Source organism: Tsuneonella sp. HG249, assembly GCF_053819205.1.
In genome coordinates, this window is sequence record NZ_JBSOQY010000001.1 from 1,414,355 (window position 1) to 1,434,552 (window position 20,198).

General features: G+C 66.6%; 21 protein-coding genes. 15 read left to right on the top strand and 6 right to left on the bottom strand.

The features are described 5' to 3' along the window. The first annotated feature begins 73 nt into the window (after positions 1–73). The 8 genes from sdhC to ACWPM1_RS07165 all read left to right on the top strand — a co-directional run bounded on the left by sdhC (position 74) and on the right by ACWPM1_RS07165 (position 7,462). A complete protein-coding gene (gene sdhC, locus ACWPM1_RS07130) occupies positions 74–490 on the top strand; it encodes a succinate dehydrogenase, cytochrome b556 subunit (RefSeq protein WP_455695136.1) in 417 nt (138 codons plus the stop codon). Between the two features lie 13 nt (positions 491–503). After that, positions 504–893, top strand: coding sequence for a succinate dehydrogenase, hydrophobic membrane anchor protein (gene sdhD, locus ACWPM1_RS07135; protein ID WP_455694146.1), 390 nt, complete (start codon positions 504–506; stop codon positions 891–893). Beyond that, entirely contained in the window at positions 893–2,731 is a 1,839-nt protein-coding gene (sdhA, locus tag ACWPM1_RS07140) for a succinate dehydrogenase flavoprotein subunit (RefSeq protein ID WP_455694147.1), read from the top strand. The genes sdhD and sdhA overlap by 1 nt, the downstream gene beginning before the upstream one ends. Before the next feature lie 89 nt (positions 2,732–2,820). After that, a complete protein-coding gene (locus tag ACWPM1_RS07145; RefSeq protein ID WP_455694148.1) occupies positions 2,821–3,963 on the top strand; it encodes a sensor histidine kinase in 1,143 nt (380 codons plus the stop codon). 7 nt (positions 3,964–3,970) lie between these two features. After that, positions 3,971–4,324 (top strand): response regulator, encoded by a 354-nt coding sequence (locus ACWPM1_RS07150; RefSeq protein ID WP_455694149.1) that lies wholly within the window; start codon positions 3,971–3,973, stop codon positions 4,322–4,324. 87 nt (positions 4,325–4,411) lie between these two features. After that, entirely contained in the window at positions 4,412–5,392 is a 981-nt protein-coding gene (locus ACWPM1_RS07155; protein ID WP_455694150.1) for a C13 family peptidase, read from the top strand. 20 nt (positions 5,393–5,412) lie between these two features. Beyond that, on the top strand, positions 5,413–6,372 hold the full coding sequence (locus ACWPM1_RS07160) for an MBL fold metallo-hydrolase (RefSeq protein ID WP_455694151.1): 960 nt from the start codon (positions 5,413–5,415) through the stop codon (positions 6,370–6,372). A gap of 259 nt (positions 6,373–6,631) precedes the next feature. Next, on the top strand, positions 6,632–7,462 hold the full coding sequence (locus ACWPM1_RS07165; RefSeq protein WP_455694152.1) for a glycoside hydrolase: 831 nt from the start codon (positions 6,632–6,634) through the stop codon (positions 7,460–7,462). Here ACWPM1_RS07165 and ACWPM1_RS07170 read toward each other — a convergent pair. The 3 genes from ACWPM1_RS07170 to ACWPM1_RS07180 all read right to left on the bottom strand — a co-directional run bounded on the left by ACWPM1_RS07170 (position 7,459) and on the right by ACWPM1_RS07180 (position 10,367). Continuing rightward, the gene (locus ACWPM1_RS07170; RefSeq protein ID WP_455694153.1) at positions 7,459–8,019 is read right to left on the bottom strand and encodes a hypothetical protein; all 561 of its coding nucleotides are present in this window, start codon (positions 8,017–8,019) and stop codon (positions 7,459–7,461) included. The two genes, ACWPM1_RS07165 and ACWPM1_RS07170, sit on opposite strands and share 4 nt — an antisense overlap. Positions 8,020–8,102: 83 nt before the next feature. Further along, entirely contained in the window at positions 8,103–9,134 is a 1,032-nt protein-coding gene (locus tag ACWPM1_RS07175; RefSeq protein WP_455694154.1) for a winged helix-turn-helix domain-containing protein, read from the bottom strand. 51 nt (positions 9,135–9,185) lie between these two features. Next, positions 9,186–10,367 (bottom strand): alpha-hydroxy acid oxidase, encoded by a 1,182-nt coding sequence (locus ACWPM1_RS07180; RefSeq protein ID WP_455694155.1) that lies wholly within the window; start codon positions 10,365–10,367, stop codon positions 9,186–9,188. A 112-nt stretch (positions 10,368–10,479) separates the two neighbouring features. On the opposite strand from ACWPM1_RS07180, the gene ACWPM1_RS07185 reads away from it, so the two are divergent. Together ACWPM1_RS07185 and ACWPM1_RS07190 are read left to right on the top strand one after the other, a co-directional pair. After that, positions 10,480–10,869 (top strand): BlaI/MecI/CopY family transcriptional regulator, encoded by a 390-nt coding sequence (locus tag ACWPM1_RS07185; RefSeq protein ID WP_455694156.1) that lies wholly within the window; start codon positions 10,480–10,482, stop codon positions 10,867–10,869. Then, positions 10,866–12,476 (top strand): M56 family metallopeptidase, encoded by a 1,611-nt coding sequence (locus ACWPM1_RS07190; protein ID WP_455694157.1) that lies wholly within the window; start codon positions 10,866–10,868, stop codon positions 12,474–12,476. The genes ACWPM1_RS07185 and ACWPM1_RS07190 overlap by 4 nt, the downstream gene beginning before the upstream one ends. Before the next feature lie 66 nt (positions 12,477–12,542). Here ACWPM1_RS07190 and ACWPM1_RS07195 read toward each other — a convergent pair whose 3' ends face one another. Both ACWPM1_RS07195 and ypfJ read right to left on the bottom strand, forming a co-directional pair. Next, on the bottom strand, positions 12,543–13,193 hold the full coding sequence (locus tag ACWPM1_RS07195; RefSeq protein WP_455694158.1) for a hypothetical protein: 651 nt from the start codon (positions 13,191–13,193) through the stop codon (positions 12,543–12,545). Then, the gene (gene ypfJ / locus ACWPM1_RS07200) at positions 13,177–14,028 is read right to left on the bottom strand and encodes a KPN_02809 family neutral zinc metallopeptidase (RefSeq protein ID WP_455694159.1); all 852 of its coding nucleotides are present in this window, start codon (positions 14,026–14,028) and stop codon (positions 13,177–13,179) included. Before ypfJ ends, ACWPM1_RS07195 begins: the two co-directional genes overlap by 17 nt. A gap of 113 nt (positions 14,029–14,141) precedes the next feature. Here ypfJ and ACWPM1_RS07205 point away from each other — a divergent pair, with 113 nt between their 5' ends. The 5 genes from ACWPM1_RS07205 (at position 14,142) to ACWPM1_RS07225 (ending at position 19,685) form a co-directional block, all read left to right on the top strand. Beyond that, complete coding sequence (locus ACWPM1_RS07205; RefSeq protein ID WP_455694160.1) at positions 14,142–14,897, top strand: 3-hydroxybutyrate dehydrogenase; 756 nt, start codon at positions 14,142–14,144, stop codon at positions 14,895–14,897. Positions 14,898–14,974: 77 nt separating this feature from the next. Then, positions 14,975–16,405 (top strand): M28 family peptidase, encoded by a 1,431-nt coding sequence (locus ACWPM1_RS07210; RefSeq protein WP_455694161.1) that lies wholly within the window; start codon positions 14,975–14,977, stop codon positions 16,403–16,405. Between the two features lie 21 nt (positions 16,406–16,426). Next, on the top strand, positions 16,427–17,929 hold the full coding sequence (guaB, locus tag ACWPM1_RS07215; protein ID WP_455694162.1) for an IMP dehydrogenase: 1,503 nt from the start codon (positions 16,427–16,429) through the stop codon (positions 17,927–17,929). After that, positions 17,926–19,107, top strand: a complete 1,182-nt coding sequence (locus ACWPM1_RS07220; RefSeq protein WP_455694163.1) for an RsmB/NOP family class I SAM-dependent RNA methyltransferase — start codon at positions 17,926–17,928, stop codon at positions 19,105–19,107. The genes guaB and ACWPM1_RS07220 overlap by 4 nt, the downstream gene beginning before the upstream one ends. A gap of 71 nt (positions 19,108–19,178) precedes the next feature. Then, the gene (locus ACWPM1_RS07225) at positions 19,179–19,685 is read left to right on the top strand and encodes a tetratricopeptide repeat protein (protein WP_455694164.1); all 507 of its coding nucleotides are present in this window, start codon (positions 19,179–19,181) and stop codon (positions 19,683–19,685) included. 35 nt (positions 19,686–19,720) lie between these two features. Here the strand turns inward: ACWPM1_RS07225 and ACWPM1_RS07230 are convergent, their stop codons facing one another. Further along, positions 19,721–20,194 carry an RNA pyrophosphohydrolase gene (locus tag ACWPM1_RS07230; protein ID WP_455694165.1) on the bottom strand — a complete coding sequence of 158 codons (474 nt, stop codon included), beginning with the start codon at positions 20,192–20,194 and terminating at the stop codon, positions 19,721–19,723. Positions 20,195–20,198: the final 4 nt, after the last annotated feature.

Sequence of the window (20,198 nt, forward strand, 5' to 3'; positions counted from 1 at the left end):
TGCGTGTCGAGCGCTTGCGCAGACAGGCCAACGCGTTAAGGGGAAGGCGCATTCCGTGAACAGGGTTCTTGCCATGGCCAACCGCCCCACCGCGCCGCATCTGCAGATATGGAGATGGGGACCGCACATGACGGTCTCGATCCTTCACCGCGCGTCGGGCACGATCCTTGCGCTCGTCGGATTGCCGCTGCTGCTGTGGTGGCTGGGCGCGCTGGCGGGCGGGCCGGAGGCTTATTCGACCCTCACAGAGTGGATTTGGTCGGGCGCTGAAGGCGATACAGTTCAGGGGGTCGCCAACTTGATCGGCAAGGCCGCGCTCGTGGTCACCACCTGGGCGCTGTTCGAACATACCCTGTCGGGACTGCGCCACTACGTGCTCGACATGGGCGCCGGTTACGAACTGACCACGAACAAGTTCTGGTCGCATGTGGTTCTGATCGGGGCGCCGGTGCTGACTGCGCTGTTCTGGGCCGTATTGCTACTGCGCTGAGAGACGGGAAAAAATGGGTAACGGAACCGAACTGGGTAGAGTCCGCGGACTCGGTAGCGCGCACAGCGGGGCGCATCACTGGTGGCAGGAACGGATCAGCGGGGCGCTCGCTCTGATCCCGATCGTCTTCCTGCTGGTATCGATCTTCCTTCTGCCGGATCTGCGGTATGCAACCGTGCTCGATTGGGCGTCGCAGCCGCTTCCCGCATTGGCGCTTGCCGCGCTCGTTCTTTCGAGCCTGTGGCACAACCGGCTGGGATTACGAGTGTTCATCGAGGACTACGCGCACGTCCGCTCCAACCGTATCGCGATCATGCTGCTGCTCGACATCGCCACCTGGGCCGCTGGCCTTTTCGCGCTCTACGCCCTCGTCCGCATCGCCCTTTCGACCGGAGCCGCCTGATGGCCTCGCAGCCCAACGACACCGGCGCCGCGCGTCAGCCGGCCTACAGCATCATCGATCACACGTATGACGTGGTCGTAGTGGGCGCGGGCGGATCGGGCCTGCGCGCGACGATGGGCGCGGCCGAAGCCGGCCTGCGCACCGCCAACATCACCAAGGTCTTCCCGACCCGCTCGCACACCGTGGCCGCGCAGGGCGGTATCGCCGCGAGCCTTGGCAACAACTCGCCCGACCATTGGACCTGGCACATGTACGACACCGTCAAAGGGTCGGACTGGCTGGGGGACCAGGACGCGATCGAGTACATGGTGCGCGAGGCCCCGCAAGCGGTCTACGAGCTCGAGCACGCCGGCGTGCCGTTCAGCCGCAACGAGAACGGCACGATCTACCAGCGCCCTTTCGGCGGTCACATGCAGAACATGGGCGAGGGGCCGCCGGTCCAGCGCACCGCCGCCGCCGCCGACCGCACCGGGCACGCGATGCTCCACGCGCTCTACCAGCAGAGCCTGAAGTACGACGCCGACTTCTTCATCGAATACTTCGCGATCGACCTGATCTTGAAGGACGGCGCGTGCGTTGGCGTGGTCGCGCTGTGCCTCGACGATGGCTCAATCCACCGCTTCCGCGCCAAGGCGGTGGTCTTGGCGACCGGCGGATACGGCCGTTGCTACTTCACTGCCACCAGCGCACACACCTGCACCGGGGACGGCGGCGGCATGGTACTGCGCGCGGGGTTGCCGCTGCAGGACATGGAGTTCGTCCAGTTCCACCCTACGGGCATATACGGCGCGGGCGTGCTGATCACCGAAGGCGCGCGGGGCGAGGGCGGCTACCTCACCAATTCCGAAGGCGAGCGGTTCATGGAACGCTACGCGCCGAGCGCGAAGGACTTGGCCTCGCGAGACGTGGTCAGCCGCTCGATGGCGCTGGAAATCCGCGAAGGGCGCGGCGTGGGCCCGAACAAGGACCACATCTACCTCCACCTCGATCACATCGATCCCAAGGTGCTTGCCGAGCGGCTGCCCGGCATCACCGAGAGCGGCAAGATTTTCGCCAACGTCGACCTGACGCGCCAGCCGCTGCCGGTCTCGCCGACGGTCCATTACAACATGGGCGGCATCCCTTGTAACTATCACGGCGAGGTGATGACCATCGGCGCCGACGGCAATCCGGAGACGGTGGTCCCCGGCCTCTTCGCGGTGGGCGAGGCGGCGTGCGTCTCGGTCCACGGCGCAAACCGGCTCGGCTCGAACTCGCTAATCGACCTCGTGGTGTTCGGCCGCGCAACCGGGCACCGGCTCAAGGAGCTGATCAAGCCGGGCACCGCGCACGACGAACTGCCCAAGGACAGTGCCGACATGGCGCTCGGCCGGCTCGATCACTTCCGCCACGCCAAGGGCCGCACGCCGACAGCGGCGATCCGCAAGAGCATGCAGCAGACGATGACCCGCCACGCTGCGGTGTTCCGCAACAGCGAGTTGCTGCGCGAAGGCGTCGACGCGATGGCCGGCGTCTACAAATCGATGGAAGACATCTCGGTCACCGACCGCTCGCTGATCTGGAACAGCGATCTCGTCGAGACTCTCGAACTCGATAATCTCATCGCTCAGGCGAGTGTCACCATCGCGAGTGCCGAGAACCGCAAGGAAAGCCGCGGCGCCCACGCGCACGAAGACTTCCCCGACCGCGACGACGCCAACTGGATGAAGCACACCGCCGCTTGGTTCGCCGGCTGGGGTGGGCAGGGCGGCAACGTGCGGATCGATTACCGCCCGGTCCACGAATACACGCTCACCGACGACGTCGAGTACATCAAACCCAAGAAGCGGGTGTATTGAGCGTTATCCTCGCCCGACGCGGGCCTTAGCATACCCAAATCCGCGTTGCCTTGTTATCGTTGCCCCTCGCTTGAGCGGGGGGAACGAGCATGTTCGACTGGTTGAGCAGTTTTCTCGCGATGCGGGGGCTGCCTCCGCATGGTTACTGCCTGTTGTGGGACCCTCGGCTGGTCTGGACCCACGTCGTCGCAGACACCGTCATCGCGGTCGCCTATTTCTCCATTCCGTTCCTGCTTTGGCGCCTGCTGAAGGCGCGGCCCGACGTGGATTTCGGGTGGATCATGGGCCTGTTTGCAGTCTTCATCCTCGCCTGCGGGACGACGCACCTGTTCGGCATCTATACCTTGTGGGTGCCGGCCTACGGAGTGGAAGCCGCCATAAAGGTCGTCACCGCTATCGCCTCCATCGGCACGGCCATCGTGCTTGTCCCGCTGCTCCCCAAGTTGGTGGCGCTGCCATCGCCAGCGCAATTGAGGGCAGTGAACGAGCAACTCCTCGCGGAAAGCGTGGAGCGTGAGAAGACGGCCGAAATGCTCCGGCAATCGCAGAAGCTGGAGGCGCTCGGGCGCCTCACCGGCGGCGTCGCGCACGATTTCAACAACCTGCTGCAGGTCGTCATCGGCAACATCGAGCGCGTCCAGCGGCGAGCCGGCGAAGGCGAGCCCGCGCTCCAACGCTCGATCCGCGACGCGCTGACAGCCGCCGAGCGCGCTGCGGCGCTTACTGACCAGCTACTCACTTTTGCCGCCCGCCAGTCGCTGGCCCCCAAACCGCTCGCGCTGGCCGACCTGATCGGCGAAGTGGCGCCGCTGATCGAGCGGGCGACCGGGCCCGCTATCGACGTAGACTACGCCATCCCGGCAGGCACGATGGTGATGGCCGACTGGGTCCAGCTCGAGAATTCGCTGATTAACCTGGCGATCAACGCCCGCGACGCGATGCTCGGTGGCGGACGTCTGGAGATTTTGGCTCGTGTTCCGGAGGAATCATTCGAGCTTGTCGAACTGCGGGTAACCGACACGGGCGAAGGAATGGACGCGGAAACCCTGGCGCGGGCGACCGACCCATTCTTCACCACCAAGCCGCTGGGCGAGGGAACGGGTCTGGGCCTAAGCCAGGTGTTCGGCATGGTGGAGCAACTCGGCGGTTCGCTGAGGATCGAGTCGGAGCCGGGAACCGGCACCACGGTGCGTATGTTTCTCCCGCGGGTCGCCCCGACGGAGGGTTCATAGTGCGCCGATGCTGACTGCTCTTCTGGCAGAGGACGAAATGCTCGTCCGCCACGTGGCCGAGGAAGACCTCACCGAAATGGGCTGCGCTGTGACCTCCGCCGCTACGGGCGAAGAGGCGCTCGCCCGGCTGCAAGCGGGCGAAAGCTTTGATCTGCTCGTGACCGATATCAGGATGCCGGGCCAGGTGGACGGGTGGGAGCTCGCCCGCCGCGCGCGGGAGATCCTACCCGGCATCCATGTCATTTACGTAAGCGGCTATCCCGGCGAAACCCACGATCCGGTCGAGCATTCGCGGTTCGTGAAGAAGCCCTATCGCCTCGAGCAGATGCGCGAGGCAATCACATCGCTCGTCGCGGAGTAGCGATCACCACGTCCCTCAAGGGCGCGACCCGCTTGACTTGCCTGCCGCCTCGGCGAAACATTCCGCGTGCGCTTGGGGAGGTGGACGGTGCGGTTGGCATTCGCTGCTTTGGCTTTGACGATTTCGGCCAGCGCTTTGGCCCAGTCCGCGCCCGCCTCGGTCGAGCCGCCGCCGCACATTTCGACCTGGCCCAACCTTGGCACAGGCCAGAGCGAAGCCATGCAGGAAGCGAGCTTCGCCTTGGGGCCCGAGCTTCGCCGTGGGCGGCTCGCCCGCGAAGTCCTTGCCGAAAGGCGCAAGCTCGACGCCGCGCTCTCCGCGTTGCAGCCCCACCGCAAGGGCACGGTCGACGCCTATGTCGTCTCGGTCGCACTCGATAGCGATGCGGTGTTCGCCCGCGAGGCCCGCGAAGCGGGGCGAGTGCTCGCCACCCGCTATGGCGCTGTGGGCCGCACGGTTACTCTTGCCGGGCCCGACGGCCGGAGCGACGAGCATGCCAAGGGCTCTATCGAATCGCTGACGATCGCGCTGGCTCGCATCGCTGAGCTGATCGACCCGACGGAAGACGTGCTGGTTCTTTACCTGACCAGCCACGGCGCGAAGTGGGGCCTCGCCTATCACGAAGGCGATACGGGCTACGGTGTCCTTTCGCCGTATCGCCTCGGTGGAGTGTTCGCCGAGCTCGGCATCCGCCGGCGAATGGTGCTGCTCAGCGCCTGCTACTCCGGGGTTTTCGTCCCCTATCTCGGCACGGCAGATTCCGTGGTCGTCACCGCGGCGTCCTCCGACCGCAGCTCGTTCGGTTGCGAGCCCGACAACGACTGGACCTTTTTCGGCGACGCGCTGATCAATCGCGCCTTGCGCAAGCCCGGGTCATTCGCGCTGGCCGCCGCCGATGCGCGCAGCTCGATCGCCGGGTGGGAGGCGGAAGCGCAGCTTGAGCCTTCCGATCCTCAGATTGTTATCGGATCGCTGGCCCACGAATGGCTCAGGGTGCTCGATGCCCGCGTGCCGAAAGCAGCGGGCCAGCCTGTCGGCCGCCCGGCGATGGCGAAACTCGGTAAATAGCGGACGCAAAAGGGACACACATGCACATTGCACCAATTGCGCTGCTCGCTGCGGGGCTCCTCGCCGGATGCGCGTCGGCCAGCGCGCCGAACGCGAGGCCGTACGAATTGATTGGGGGGCATATGGATCTCGCCAAGGGGCCCGATGGAAACACGGTGATCCTCGAAGGCATCGACGGATTGATCGTGGTCGATACCGGTCGCCATCCGGAGCATGCGGCATCGATTGTGGACCGTGCCCGCCGGGCGGGAAATCCCGTGGTAGCAATCGTCAACACCCATTGGCACCTTGACCACACGACCGGCAATCGCGACGTGCGGCGCGCTTACCCTGGAGCGGAAGTCGTAGCGACCGGTGCGGGGGAAGGAGCGCTTACGGGTTTCATCGCAGCGGGCGTGTCGCGAGCGAAAGGCATGGTGGCTGATCCCGCGACCGAACCCTATGCCAGGGCCATCGCTGAGCGAATGCTGGCCGCAGTCGATGACCGCGCGAGCTTTCTGCCCGCCAAGCCCCTCGACCGCAGCGAAACGCGGACGATCGCCGGGCGCGCGGTCGAGTTTCATGTCGCGCCCGCCGCGGTCACCGAAGCCGATTTGTGGCTGGTAGCGCCCGACGAGGAGTTGGCGATCGTCGGCGATTTGGTCGTCGCCCAGGCGCCGTTCTTCGACACCGGCTGCGAAGAGGGATGGGCGGCGGCGCTCGACGCGATCGCCGCGGCCCGGTGGGACACGCTGATCCCGGGGCACGGCGCGCCGATGGACCGCGCCGCCTTCGGCCGCTGGCGCACGGCGTTCGACGGTTTCGTCGAATGCGGTCGCTCCGAAGCTTCCGCCGATGCATGCGCCGAGCGTTGGCTGGCCGACGCCAACGGCTTCTACTCGGATGCTGAGCGGGAAAGCGTGCGGCAGCTCATCGTCTATTACGTAACGGAGGTTTTGCGGGCACCGGTCGAGAAGCGCATGGCGTACTGCGCGAAGTGAACGCAGCTACCGTTTTCCTACATCGCCGCGCTCTGGCACAGCCGGACGAATTATGGTCGCTCCTGATGTTCCGTCCGCCCTATCGCAACTGCTCCGCAGTGCACTAACTCGTGTATTTCGAGGCTGGGAAAGGCCACACTTGCACGGGAGAGACCGGGCAGAAATCCGTGCAATCGCAACGGTTTCGCCGCAGCGGCTTAGAAATTCAGAACGGCGACGAGCGTTTCGCCGATGCGCACAGCTGTTCGTTTCGTTCGCCTTGGCTGCGTCCATTCCCGCCAATGCGCAACAATCGCCGGCCGCAACGGAGCTCGACCGCTTCTACGTCCAGCACCGCCGGGCCGCGGGCATTCCCGTGGTGGGCTCCGCGAAAGTGGCTTCGGAAGCGCTCGACAAGGCGGCCAGCCTGATCGAGCAAATGCTCGCGCACCGTCCGGACCTCGCGCGCTGGCTCGCGACGAACGGCTACCGCGTCGCGATAATGGCGGAAAGCGAGGCGACGACGGACCTGCCCGAGCAGGCCCACTGGACCCGCCCCGACCGCAGCGACCCGCGCCTGACCCGCTGCGAGCGCAAGCACTACGACCAACGGATCGGGAAACTGACCGACCGCGACTACTGGAACGCCCGCGCGCGCGGCATGGCCGGGCCGCTCACCAGCGGCGCCGCTGAAGACCTGCTCGGGCTACGTTCGAGCCGGTATTGGGGCGAGACGATCTTCGTGCACGAGTTCGCCCACAACGTGCTGGCGGCCATTCGCGCGGTCGACGCGTCACTCGCGCGCAAGGTCGACCGCGCCTTCGCCAATGCGCGCAAGGCGGGGCGCTGGAAGCACGATTACGCCTCTACCAGCGTCGACGAATACTGGGCCGAGGGCACGCAGTTCTGGTTCAACTCGAACCGCTTGGCGGTATTCGACGGGCGACGCATCCTGAATCACGCCGATCTCGCGGCCTACGATCCGCCGCTCTATGCGGCGCTCGGCGACGCCTACGGCCGCAGCCGCAGGCTGGCGGGCGATCCCTTCTGGATGTCGCCCGCGCGGGTGCCGCCGGGGCGGCCGCCCCGGAACACCGCGGAAGTATGCTAGGCCGGCTGCTGCTCGCGATCGGCGCGCGCGAACAGTCGCGCCGCCGCCACCCACAGGGCGACGAAGAACCCATCGATGATGGGTGTCGGCGTTCCATTGATCGCGTGGATGACCGAGAAGATCACCTGCGCGCCGGCCGCCGCCAGCATCGCCCGCATGAGTTCGCGCGGGTTGCCCAGGGCGACGATCGCACCGGCGGCCGCCATGAAAACAACCGCGAAGTAGGTCCAGTTGGCGGGGTTGTCCTCGTTGCCGATGATGCCCACCGCGCCGTTGATCCAGATCTGCAAGAATCCGCAGGCGACCGCCAGGACCACGGCGATCCGGTAGGCGAAGTTGCTGCTCGCGCGGGCGGTCAGCTCGAACAGCCCGCCGATTATGCCGAAGGTTACCGCTGCGAAGACGAAGTCGCTCGCCGTCCAGTTCACGCCGTTGCCTTCGAACTGCATGGCGACGGCCGGCGCGATCAGGAGCAGGGCGGCGGCGGACCATCCGGCGATGCGCAGGACACGAGTCGTCCGCGAACTCATGTCGCTGGGTCGGGTGGTGGTGGTCATCTTACGAGCTCCTCAGGTTGGATTTCGCCGGTGATGGCGAACCGCCGGGTGAGGGTCATGAGAAGCGCGTGAGGATTGCGTGATCAGTGCGCCCCGCTGCCGCGCAGGCGCCGGGCGGCGACGATCGCCCAGGCGGTAAACCCGGCGAACAGCGCGCTTTCGAGCGCGGTCGCCGCGAGCAACTCGCCCGGGGAGAGGCCGCCGGTCATGCCCAGTCGGTTGGTCGGAAATCGTGCGGTGACTTCGGCGAGGCTGCCCACCATCAGCCGGCCGCCCAGGAGGGTGAGGGCGATGCCGGCAAGCGCGCCGAGCAGCGGGGCGGGGGCTGCGCGCCAGATCAGGTCGCGGTCCGTGAACCGGGTGGCGATCCACAGTCCCGCCCCGGTGGCCGCGCCGACCAGCAGCCCCTCCCGGCCGCCGGTGATGAAGCCGGGCCGGCGGCCGAAGAGGAGATCGAACAGATCGTTGCCGACCATGTGCCCCAGCGCGCCGACCAGTAGTCCGGCCCCCGCCGCCGCCGCGACCGTCCAGAGGCTGCCGGAGCCCGCGCGCGAAGAGCCAAGCGAGACGGCCAGCCCGATAGCGCCGCCGGCCAGCGCGCCGAGCAGCACGTTGATGCTCAGCAGCACCAGCAGCGTGGAAGCCGCACCGATGCCCGGTCCGACCAGCCCGGCGCTGACATACGCCAGTGCGCCGATCGAACCAGCCATGGCCCCGCCGAGCGCGCCCGCCGCCGCCTCGCCGATGAGCGGAACGGGAATCGTGGTCGGCACGGCGGTGCGGGTTGGAGTGTCGGCTGCCGCTTCGACCGGTGCGGCGAAGCGATAGCCGTGCCGGGGCACCGTCTCGATGTAGCGGGGCGCCGCGGCGTCATCGTCGAGCGCCCGGCGCAGCGAACGGATGCACTGGGTGAGCGCTTCGTCGGTTACCGGGATCCCTCGCCAGACCTCGGCCATGAAGCGGTCCTTGGTCACCAGCCGGCCGTCCTCGGCGACGAGCAGGATCAGGGCATCGAGATAACGCGCGCTGACCTCCACCGGCTCGCCGTCGCGGGTCAATCGCCGGTCCGCGGGGTCGAGCACGAATGGGCCAAAGCTGAAAATGCCGGGATTCATGTCTTCTGGATAAGCGATTATCCGCCCCGCGCCAGACGGCCCGCCGCATTCTCACCGGCGCCGCAGCATTTCCCGGTTGAGTTCGCTCACCGACCGGACGCCCATAAGCCGCATCCCACGCTCGATTTCCTCGCGCATGATGGTGACGGCCCGTTCGACCCCGGCCTCGCCCGCCGCGGCCAGCGCATAGAGGTAGAGGCGCCCGCCGGAAGCGGCCGCCGCCCCCGCCGCCAGCGCCTTCAGGACATGCGTCCCGCGCCTCACGCCGCCGTCGCAGATGACTTCGATGCGGTCCCCGACAGCGTCGACGATTTCCTCTAGCTGATCGAAGGGCGCACGGCTGCCATCGAGCTGACGTCCTCCGTGGTTGGAGACCATGATCGCATCGCAGCCGATCGCAGCCGCCCGCCGCGCATCGGCCACCGACATGACCCCCTTGAGGCAGAACTTGCCTCCCCAGTCGCTGCGCAGCTTCTCCACCGCCGCCCAGTCCATGTCTGGGTCGAGCATGTCGTTGAAGTAATCCTGGATCGAGATCGCCTTGCTGCTGCCTTCTCCGACATGCGCTTCGAGATTGGGCAAACTGAAGCGCTCGCGCAGCAGGTAGTTGAGCGCCCATCCGGGCTTGGTCGCGTACGACAGGAAGCTCGCCGGCGTGATTCGAGGAGGGGTCGTGAAGCCCGTGCGCTTGCAACGCTCGCGGTTGCCGGAAACGATCGTGTCTACCGTCAACGCGATGGCGTCGAAGTTGGCTGCCCGGGCCCGCTCGACCAGCGCCGCGTTGAGGCCGCGGTCGCGGTGGTAGTAGTACTGTAGCATCTTTGGGCCGGCATACTCCGCGCCGATCTCTTCGATGCTCACGCTTGAAAGCGACGAGATACCGAACCAGAGATTGTGACGCTCTGCCACACGCGCGACAGCCCGTTCGCCGCGCCAATGGAACAACCGCTGGAGGGCGGTCGGGCTCAGCATCAGGGGCAGGTTGGTTCGACGTCCCATGATCGTCGCCGATGTGTCGATCGTCCCGACCCCGGCCAGCACATTGGGCACCAGGTCGACCTCGTCGAATGCGGCAGTATTCCGCGCGCGGGTCACCTCGTCGTCGCCGCCGCCGTCGATATAGTGAAAGACCGGGTAGGGGAGGCGGCGATGCGCCAAGGTTCGGAAGTCGCCGATGTTGTGGCAATCCCGGGCATTTCGGATCGTATGCGGGATGCGGTATTTGCGCTCCATCGCTCGAGGCTAGCTGCACTCCGGCGTGATGAACAGTTGTTCATTCGAGCTTCATGTTTACATGCGTAGTCGAGACGTTTACAGGCGTAGTCAATACGTCGGGAGGACTACGATGGCTGAGGACGGTGAGCTACCTGCGGAGCGCATCAGCGACGCCGAATATGCGGTGATGGATGCTCTGTGGGAGAAGAGTCCGCTCAGCGCCGTGGACGTTTGCGCACAGGTCTGCGTCGAGCGCGACTGGTCGATGCCGACGGTCAAGACGCTCCTCAGTCGGTTGGTGGCCAAGGGCGTCATCGCAACCGAGCCTGACGGGCGGCGGTTCCTCTACACCCCGCTCGTCGAACGCGCCGATTATGTCGGCAGGGAATCGAAGCGGCTGGTCGAGCGGCTGTTCGGGGGGCGGGCAGCGCCGCTGTTTGCGCACTTGGCCGAGAGCGAGTCGCTTAGCGAAGAGGATCTTACCGAGATCGAGGCTCTTTTGAAGGAGTTGCGGCGATGACCTGGCTTCTCGACACGCTTATTTGGACCGGAGCACTGATTGCGTTGGTGCTCGTCGTCCGGCGGCCGGTAGCATGCCATTTCGGCCCGCAGGCTGCTTATGCGCTGTGGGCGCTTCCGCTGATGCGCTTGTTGCTGCCGCCGATAACCTTGCCCGCGAGCCTGGCGCCCGCGGCGGCGAGTTCGGCCGACGCGACGCTTACGTTGGTGCTTGCCGAAGCCGAGATGCCGCCGGTGCAGGTGCCAGCCGAGACTACCTCTTTCTGGCCCGAAATGTCGACGATGGTTGTCGCCGTGTGGTTAGCAGGAGCCCTGGTCTACATCGGCCTGCGTCTCGCGGCCTACAGCCGGCTGCGGGGTGAGCTTCTGCGCGATGGCTGCACCGTGGGGACTGTGCGCGGCGTCCGACTGATCGAGACGCCCTCGATCCAGTCGCCGCTGGCTTTCGGGGTGGTCGACAAAGTCGTCGCGCTTCCGCCTGGTTTCATGGCGCAGACCGACCGTTGCAGCCGCGATCTGGCGCTGGCCCATGAACTGGCGCACCATCGTGCCCACGATCTCGCGGCGAACTTCGCCGCGCTGCCGTTGTTCGCCTTGCATTGGTTCAATCCGCTGTCGTGGCTCGGCTGGAACGCCATGCGCCGCGACCAGGAGGCAGCCTGCGACGCTCGCGTCGTCGAGGGCCGTGCGCGAACCGAGCGGGCTTGCTACGCAGCATTGATCGCTGATGCGGTGGCAGCGCCCAAATTCGCGCTCGCCGCGCCGATGGCGTGCCCGGTTCTCGGCGAGAAATCGATCGTCCATCGCTTGAGGAGCCTGACCATGACCGATCACTCGATTCGCCGCCGCCGCGCCGGCAGGGCGCTCGTTGGACTGGCCGCCCTGGCGCTGCCGCTGACCGCGTCGTTCAGCTATGCGCAGAGCGATGTGCCCGCGTTGTCTGAGCCTCCGGTGCCGCCAGTCGCACCGTCTGCCCCGGAGGCGCCCGATGCTCCGCCGGTGCCCCAAGCACCACTCGCGTCCGATGCACCCGAGGCGATCGAGATTATCGATGTGCCGGAGCCGGGTGAACGGGGCGGTCGCAGTGTTGTGGTGGTGCGCGATGTCCACCGGGACGGCGGGGCCGGCGGCGACGCAGGCAAGCACAAGATTATTACCCGCCGGCTGGTCGTCGGCGATCGGTACGGCAACGCAATCGATCCGGACAGTCCCGAGTTTCGCGAGAAGATGCGGGTGCTCGAGGAGCGGCTCGGCAAGCTCGACAAAGAAATCGAGCGCTCGGTAGTGATCGATGAGAAGCGCATCGAGCGTGCGGTCGCGCACGCCGAGGCGGCAGCCGAACAAGCCGCGCGCTTCGGAACTCGCTTCGCGTTTGCGCCAGAAGCATTCGATCTCAGGTGCAAAGACAAAGGCGCGGGCGAGACGCGGACCGAGGACGGACGCCGAGTAATGAGATTTTGCCAGACGCGCGTGATGGGAAGTGCGCTCATGGGCCTGCGATCGGCGCGTGCGGCGATTGCGGCGAATGACGAAATGTCAGCCGAGATTCGGAATGAGGTTCTCGAGGAACTCGATCGCGAGATCGCTCGTCTCGAGGCGAAAGACTGACCTTCGCCCGGCCAGTCCCCGGTTGTGGCGAAGGGCGGGAGTGGCAACGCCGCTCCCGCTCGGTCGTCATCGCCGGCGTTGCGGTGAGGCTTGCGGCTCTCCCTGGACGACCGGCCGGGACACCGCGCTCACTTCCGATGCCGCGATGTCCGCACTCCCAGAATCCTTGCCACCCTTCGTCGTAGCCTGCGGCGGCGGACCTCCGACGCGCGTAAACGCAGGACGCGAGGGGTAGGGGCACTTCATCTGCTGCCCGAGTCCTTTAAGGAAGCCGCGCCTGATCGCGCCTGCATAAATGGCCGCCTGGAACTCGCGTTGGTGGTCGGCGGCGCCGCTCAGTTCGCGCAGCACGCCGCGGAAGGGAATAAACGAAGCGACCACGCTCTTGGCGACCGAACCCGCGCTCACGCGTTCGCTGTCAGGCTGGACGACATCCATGTCCGGCCCGAGCGCTGCGTCGAGCGGGGTCAGAGCTGCCGCGATATCCGCGCACTTGTGGATGCCCGTGCTGGCGTAAGGATCGACGCCTGCCGCGAGGAGGACCGAGGGAATCTCATCCTTCTTGAGATTGAGGTCGGTCACCGGGGTCATCGCGACGTCCTGCGCATCAGGTGTGCGGTTCATCGCCTGCTCTTCCGGATCGCGGGCGGAAGCCGGGGTCGCTGCGATCGAAGCGGCCAGCGCGGCCGTTAAGGCGAGTTCAGCGAATCTGGACATAGCGGTCACATGCCGAATCATCCGCGCTCTGCATGCCGAGCTGGAGCGCCTCGGATCGCTGCGCGCTCGTGCCGTGAGTGAAGTTCTCGGCGCTCATGCGGCCCCCGGTCAACGCGTCGTCGCCGATCGCGCTCGCCGCTGTCATGCCCTCTTCGAAATCGCCCGGCTCCACGAGATTGCGGTTCTTGCCGGCCCAGACGCCTGCGTAGCAGTCCGCCTGCAGCTCCATGCGCACCTGGAGTTGGTTTGCGCTGCGCGAATCCTGGCTTTGCGCGCTGCGGATCGCGTCCGCGACTCCGGTAAGCTTCTGGATGTGGTGACCGTATTCGTGCGCCATCACGTAGTAGCGGGCGAAGTCGCCTCCGGCGCCGAGTTGCTGCTGCATCTGGTCGTAGAAGCTCGTGTCGATATAGATGCCTTCATCCGCAGGGCAATAGAACGGCCCCATCGAGGCCGAGGCGCTGCCGCAGCCCGAGCCAGTCCCGCCGGAGTAGAAGTTCAGGGTAGGCTGGCGAAACTCGATATTGGCGGCCTGGAAGGCCGGCGCCCAGGTCTGGTCGAGCGACTGAAGCGCGTTGCAGGCTTCGGTAGCGTAGGCGTTTTGCGTGCACAGCTGCTCCACCGATTGGGGCGACCCGTCGCCCTGTTGGACGGAGGTAGGGGCACCGCCCTGCATGCCCCCGAGCATCGAAGTAGGGTCGACCCCGAATACCAGCGCGGCGATCAGCGCGATGACGATGGTGCCGCACCCCAGCCCGCCGCCGGCGCCACCGGGGAAGCCGCCACCACCGCCTCGCACGTTGATGCTCGATGGGTCGAACCTGTTGAGCCGCATGCAGCCTCCCCGTATGTTTTGCGCGGACCGCCCGCATTGTTCTGGACAGGCGCACCGCGCCCCGCAAGAGCGCATGTCGGCCGTTTGGTCGTTCAATCTTTGAAGGAGGGCAAATGTTCCTGTCCGGCAAACGCGCGCTCGTCACCGGCTCGACCTCGGGCATCGGCCTCGCGGTCGCCCGCGCGCTGCGCGGCGAAGGGGCGGAAGTCGTGCTCAGCGGCTTCGGCGATGCCGAGGAGATCGCGCGCCTGTGCGACGAACTTGAGGCCACCCACGTTGCTGGCGACCTCAGCGCGCGCGAAGGATGCGAGGCCTTGATGGCCCGAGCGGGACCGGTCGACATCCTCGTCAACAACGCCGGCATGCAGCATGTCAGCCCGGTCGAGGATTTTCCGGCCGACAAGTGGGACATGATCGTAGCCCTCAACCTCACGGCCGCGTTCCACACCATCCGCCTCGCCGTCCCTCACATGAAGGCGCAGGGCTGGGGGCGGATCATCAATACCGCCAGCGCGCACTCAAAAGTCGCCTCGCCGTTCAAGTCGGCCTACAACGCCGCCAAGCACGGGCTCGACGGGCTGACGAAGACGGTTGCGCTCGAACTCGCGCCGCACGGCGTGACCGCCAACTGCATCAGCCCCGGCTATGTCTGGACTACGCTGATCGAGAACCAGATTCCCGACACCATGAGGGCGCGGGGAATGACCCGCGATCAGGTAATCAACGACGTGCTGCTGGTGAAGCAAGCAACGAGGAAGTTCGTCCAGCCGACGGAAATCGGCGCGCTGGCGGTGTTTCTCTGCCGCGACGAGGCGCAGAACGTCACCGGAGCGAACTGGAGCGTGGACGGAGGCTGGACCGCCGAGTAGTCTGCCTGCCGAAGGAGAACAGGGGCACAATAATGCGGGTCGCGTGGCTCCTTCTCCTGGCGCTTCTGGCTGGGTGCGTGAGCGCGCCCACCTCAACTCCGCCTTCCGCAAGCGAGGCCGCCCTGCGGGCGGCGTTGAGCCGCCATATCGCAACCCTCGCCAGCGACGAGTTTGCCGGTCGGCAACCCGGAACGGAGGGCGAGGCCAAGACCCTTCGTTACCTTGCGCGCGACTGGCAGGCGGCAGGTCTGATTTCCGGCACGAACGATCCGGCGAATCCATGGTTCGCACCCGTGACGCTGACCTCGAGCATGCCGGAGAAAAGTTCGGCGCGGTTCTACCGTGACGGGCGCGCCGTGAGCTTGCCCGAAGGCTCGGTCGCCGTGTTTGCCACCGGGACCCGCGGGCTGGTCGAGCGGGCGCCGGTCGTCTTCGTCGGCGCTGGAGGCCAGCGGCTCGACAGCGCCGAACTTGCCGGGCGTGTGGCCTTGATGGTGTGGGATCACGAGGGGCAGGCTGAGCAACGCGAAGCGCTCCTGAACAGCGGGGCCGCCGCGGTTATCGCGATCGTTGCGGGCGGTGCGGAACTAGAAAAGCTTGCCGCGGACCGCCGCCGGGGCAGCTACCGGCTCGCGACGGCCGAGGCGGCCAACACGATCGACGGCTTCATTTCTCGCGAGGCCGCGGCGATCCTGCTGGGCGCCGAGCGCTGGGGCGAGTTGCGGAGCGATCCGGGTTTACGCCCGCAAGCGCTCGATCTCGCGGCGAGCATCGAGGCTACCTCTGCACCCGGTTCGATCCGTACCTACAATCTCATCGCGCGCCTTCCGGGCAAGCGAGCGAATGCCGGCGCCGTCCTGCTGATGGCGCATTGGGACCACTTCGGCGTGTGCGGCAATCCGGGCGCGGTGGACGTGGTCTGCAACGGCGCGGTCGATAACGCCAGCGGCCTGGCGGTGCTGACCGAGCTGGCAAGGCGCCTTGCCGCCGGGCCTCCGATGGACCGCGACGTTTATTTCGTGGCCACCACTTCGGAAGAGTGGGGACTGCTCGGGGCGCAGGCCTTTGCCGACAATCCGCCCATACCGCTCGATTCGATCGTCGCAGCGTTCAACCTCGATACCGTGGCCGTTGCCCCCAAAGGCGGGCCCGTGGCGATCATCGGCAAGGGCCTGACCAATCTCGACGCGGGCATACTCGAAGTCCTGCGCGAGACCGGCCGGATCGAGAGCGACGAGCAACTCGCCCAGACCTATGTTCGCCGACAAGACGGATGGGCGCTCCTCCAGCGCGATGTCCCCGCGGTGGCGGTAACCAGCGCCTTCGCGCGGGCCGAGCCGCTCGAGCGCTTCATCGCCGAACGGTACCACCAACCGGCAGACGAGCCTGCCGGGGTGGAGCTTGGCGGCGCGATCGAGGACCTAATCCTTACCCAGGCGCTGGTGCGGTATTTCGCCGATCCGAGCCGCTGGGCTGCTACCGCGGGAAAAAGCGCGCCCGACCCCTAGCCGCTTGGCCGTCGGGTCGTTATGGGGAGCCGCCACGAATCCCCCGGCGAAAGCGCACCTGTGGCACACGATGACATTCCTCTCGGCCTGACCTTCGACGACGTGCTTCTGCGTCCGGGCGAGAGCGACATCCTGCCGAGCGCCGCCGATACCCGCACCCAGCTGACGCGCGGCATTGCACTCAACATCCCGGTCATCTCGGCCGCGATGGATACGGTGACCGAGGCGGACATGGCGATCGTCATGGCGCAGCTCGGCGGGATCGGCGTGCTTCACCGCAACCTCGAGCTCGACCAGCAGGTCGCAGCCGTCCGCGCGGTCAAGCGCTTCGAGAGTGGCATGGTCGTCAATCCGATCACGATCGATCCCGAGGCGACGCTCGGAGAGGCTCAGGCGCTGATGGCGGAGAATCGCATCAGCGGCATTCCGGTGACCGACAGTGCGGGGAAGCTCTGCGGCATTCTCACCAATCGAGACGTGCGTTTCGCTGAGAATCCGTTGCAGCCGGTGCGCGAGCTTATGACCCGCGACAACCTCGCGACGGTTCCCCTCGGCACCAACCAGGAGGACGCCCGCCGCCTTCTGCATCAGCGTCGGATCGAGAAGCTGCTGGTGGTCGACGAGAACTACCGCTGCGTCGGCCTAATCACGGTCAAAGACATCGAGAAGGCGGTCACCTATCCGTCGGCGACCAAGGACGAGAGCGGCCGCTTACGCGTCGCTGCCGCCTCCACGGTAGGCGACAAGGGCTTCGAGCGCACGCGTGCGCTGATCGAGGCGGAAGTCGACGTGGTGATAATCGACACCGCTCACGGCCATAACAAGGACGTGGCACGGGCGGTCGAGCGCGCGAAGATGCTATCGAACTCGGTCCAGATCGTGGCCGGCAACGTGGCGACGGCCGAAGCGACCCGCGCGCTTGTCGATGCCGGCGCGGACGCGGTGAAGGTGGGCATCGGGCCCGGCTCGATCTGCACCACCCGGGTCGTCGCGGGCGTAGGCGTGCCCCAGCTGACGGCCGTGCTCGAGTGCGCGGCGGAGGCCGCCAAGTCGGGTGTCCCAGTGATTGCCGACGGGGGCCTCCGGACCAGCGGGGATGCCGCAAAGGCCCTGGCCGCGGGCGCTGCAAGTGTCATGATCGGCTCGATGCTTGCCGGCACGGCCGAGAGTCCCGGCGAGACGTTCCTCTATCAGGGTCGCAGCTACAAGGCCTACCGAGGCATGGGTAGCGTCGGCGCAATGGCTCGTGGCTCGGCCGACCGATATTTCCAGCAGGACGTCTCGGCCCTCAAGCTGGTGCCCGAAGGGATCGAGGGTCAGGTGCCCTACAAAGGTCCGGCCAAGGATGTTGTCCACCAGCTGGTCGGCGGGATCAAGGCGGCGATGGGCTATACCGGTTCGGCCACGCTCGCCGAACTGCGCGGGAAGGCGCGCTTCGTCCGTATAACCGGGGCGGGCCTCGCCGAGAGCCACGTGCACGACGTCGCGATCACCCGCGAGGCGCCGAACTACCCTACACGATGACGCCTGCGGCGCGCGTCCAGGCCGCGATCGAACTGCTCGATGCCGTGATCGCCGCCGCGCGCGAGGGCGGTGCGCCGGCGGATAGATTGATCGCCGAGTACTTCCGGGCACGGCGCTACGCCGGATCCAAGGATCGGCGAGCGGTGCGAAATCTCGTCTATGCCGCGATCCGCGCTTGCGGGCCTGTACCTGAGAGCGGGCGCCAGGCCATGCTTCGCTTGGCCGATCTCGATCCGGCCATCTTACCCCTGTTCGATGGATCGCCGCACGGGCCAAGCCCGATGGCCCCAGGCGAAAGGGCGGCCGCGGGGGGCCTGGCACCTGACTGGCTGATCGATCGCCTTGCTGCGTCCGGGATAATGGGGGCCGAGGCCGGTGCGCTGCTTGAGCGGGCGCCCCTCGACATTCGCGTGAATAGCTTGAAGGCTAATCGGGATACGATCGCACTGCCGGCTCCCGCCCAACCTACCGCCGCGCCCCACGGCCTGCGGATTGGCCCCGGCACCGCCATCGAGCAATGGGAGGCCTTCCGCGACGGATTGATCGAGGTGCAGGACGCGGGCTCGCAGCTCGCGTGTCACGCTGTCGGGGCGAAGCCGGGCGAACTGATCATCGATCTCTGCGCCGGAGCTGGGGGCAAGACGCTCGCGCTGGCGGCGGAAATGGAGAACGGGGGCGCACTCGTAGCCGCGGATACCGACCGCCAGCGACTCTCGCGCCTATCGCCTCGCGCTGAACGCGCCGGAGCGGGGATCATCGAGTTGCGCCTGCTAAATCCGGGACGCGAACTGGAGGTCCTGAGCGACCTCGACGGCAATGCCGATGCGGTGCTCGTGGATGCACCCTGCTCGGGCACGGGCACCTGGCGGCGCAATCCCGAGGCGCGCTGGCGGCTTACACCTGAGAGGCTGCAGCGCTTTGCCGAAACCCAGGCGCGATTGCTCGGTATCGGCGCCGAACTGGTCAGGCCTGGCGGTCGACTTGTTTACGTCGTCTGCTCGCTGCTCGACGAAGAAGGGGCGGGGCAGGTCGACCGCTTCCTCGCGAGCCGCCCCGGATGGCTGGCCGAACCGGCCGAACTGGCACTCGGCCGCGCGCACGGGAAAGGATGGCGGCTTTCGCCGTTCCACGACGATACGGATGGATTTTTCATCGCGCGTCTAGGTCGCGCATGTTAACCAGCCGCGTTATGGCCATGCCAGAACCTGCCCGGACGCGTTTCGGTTCTTTGGCCGCGAAGGAGTTGCTGATGCGTTTTGCCGCCCCTGCCGGTGTCCTTGCCGCCGTTCTCGCGCTCACCGCCAGCGTGGGTTCGGGCGCCGACCGCGTGACCGATCCGCGCGCGGCGGTTTTGATCGCCGAGGGACGTGCGGCGCTTAATGCCGGCAAGTCCGACCAGGCCATCGACGCGTTCGAGGCGGCACTCGCGATCGATCCCGGCGCTACCGGTATCTTCCTCGATTTGGCCGAAGTCGCCCGCCGCGACGGGCTGCAGGGCAAGGCGATCCGTTATTATCGCGAAGCCCTGGTGCGCGAGCCGGACAACCTTGCCGCGCTTTCGGGCGAGGGCGCCGCGCTGGTGGAAAAGGGCGCGGTCGAGAAGGCGCGACGCAATCTCTCCCGCCTGCAGACGATGTGCGGCGACAAGTGCCCGGAAACGCGGGAACTCGCGGCGGCGATCGCCCGCGGGCCGCAGCCGCGTGTGCTGACCGCCGAGGCGGTGATGCCCGACGCGGTCGTGACTCAGCAGAATTAAACGTCTCTGCGGCCTACCGCTGCGCTGCCTGAGGCCTAAACGAGTTCCCGAAATCCTTCCAGGACGGTGCGATAGACGCGCTTCTTGAAGGGCACTATCAGCTCGGGCAGCTCTTCCGGGTCGACCCAGCGGTATTCGCAGAACTCGGGTGGATCGTGCGCTTCCAGGTTCACGTCGGCGTCGCAGCCGGAGAAGCGGGCCAGAAACCACACTTGTTCTTGCCCGCGGTACTTTCCGCCCCACAGCTTGCCGACGAGCTCCTCCGGCAGGTCGTAGCGGATGGGCTCTTCGAGACGGCCGATGATCGACACCATGACTGCCCGAACGCCCGTTTCCTCCGCCAATTCGCGAAGCGCGGCATCGCTCAGGTCTTCGCCCGGATCGACGCCGCCCTGGGGCATCTGCCACCAGTCGCCTTCCTTGTTGTCTATCCGTCTGCCGACGAAGGCCTTGCCCTCGGCGTTGACCAGCATCACGCCCACGCAGGGACGGTAACCGAGCTTCTTCACGTCG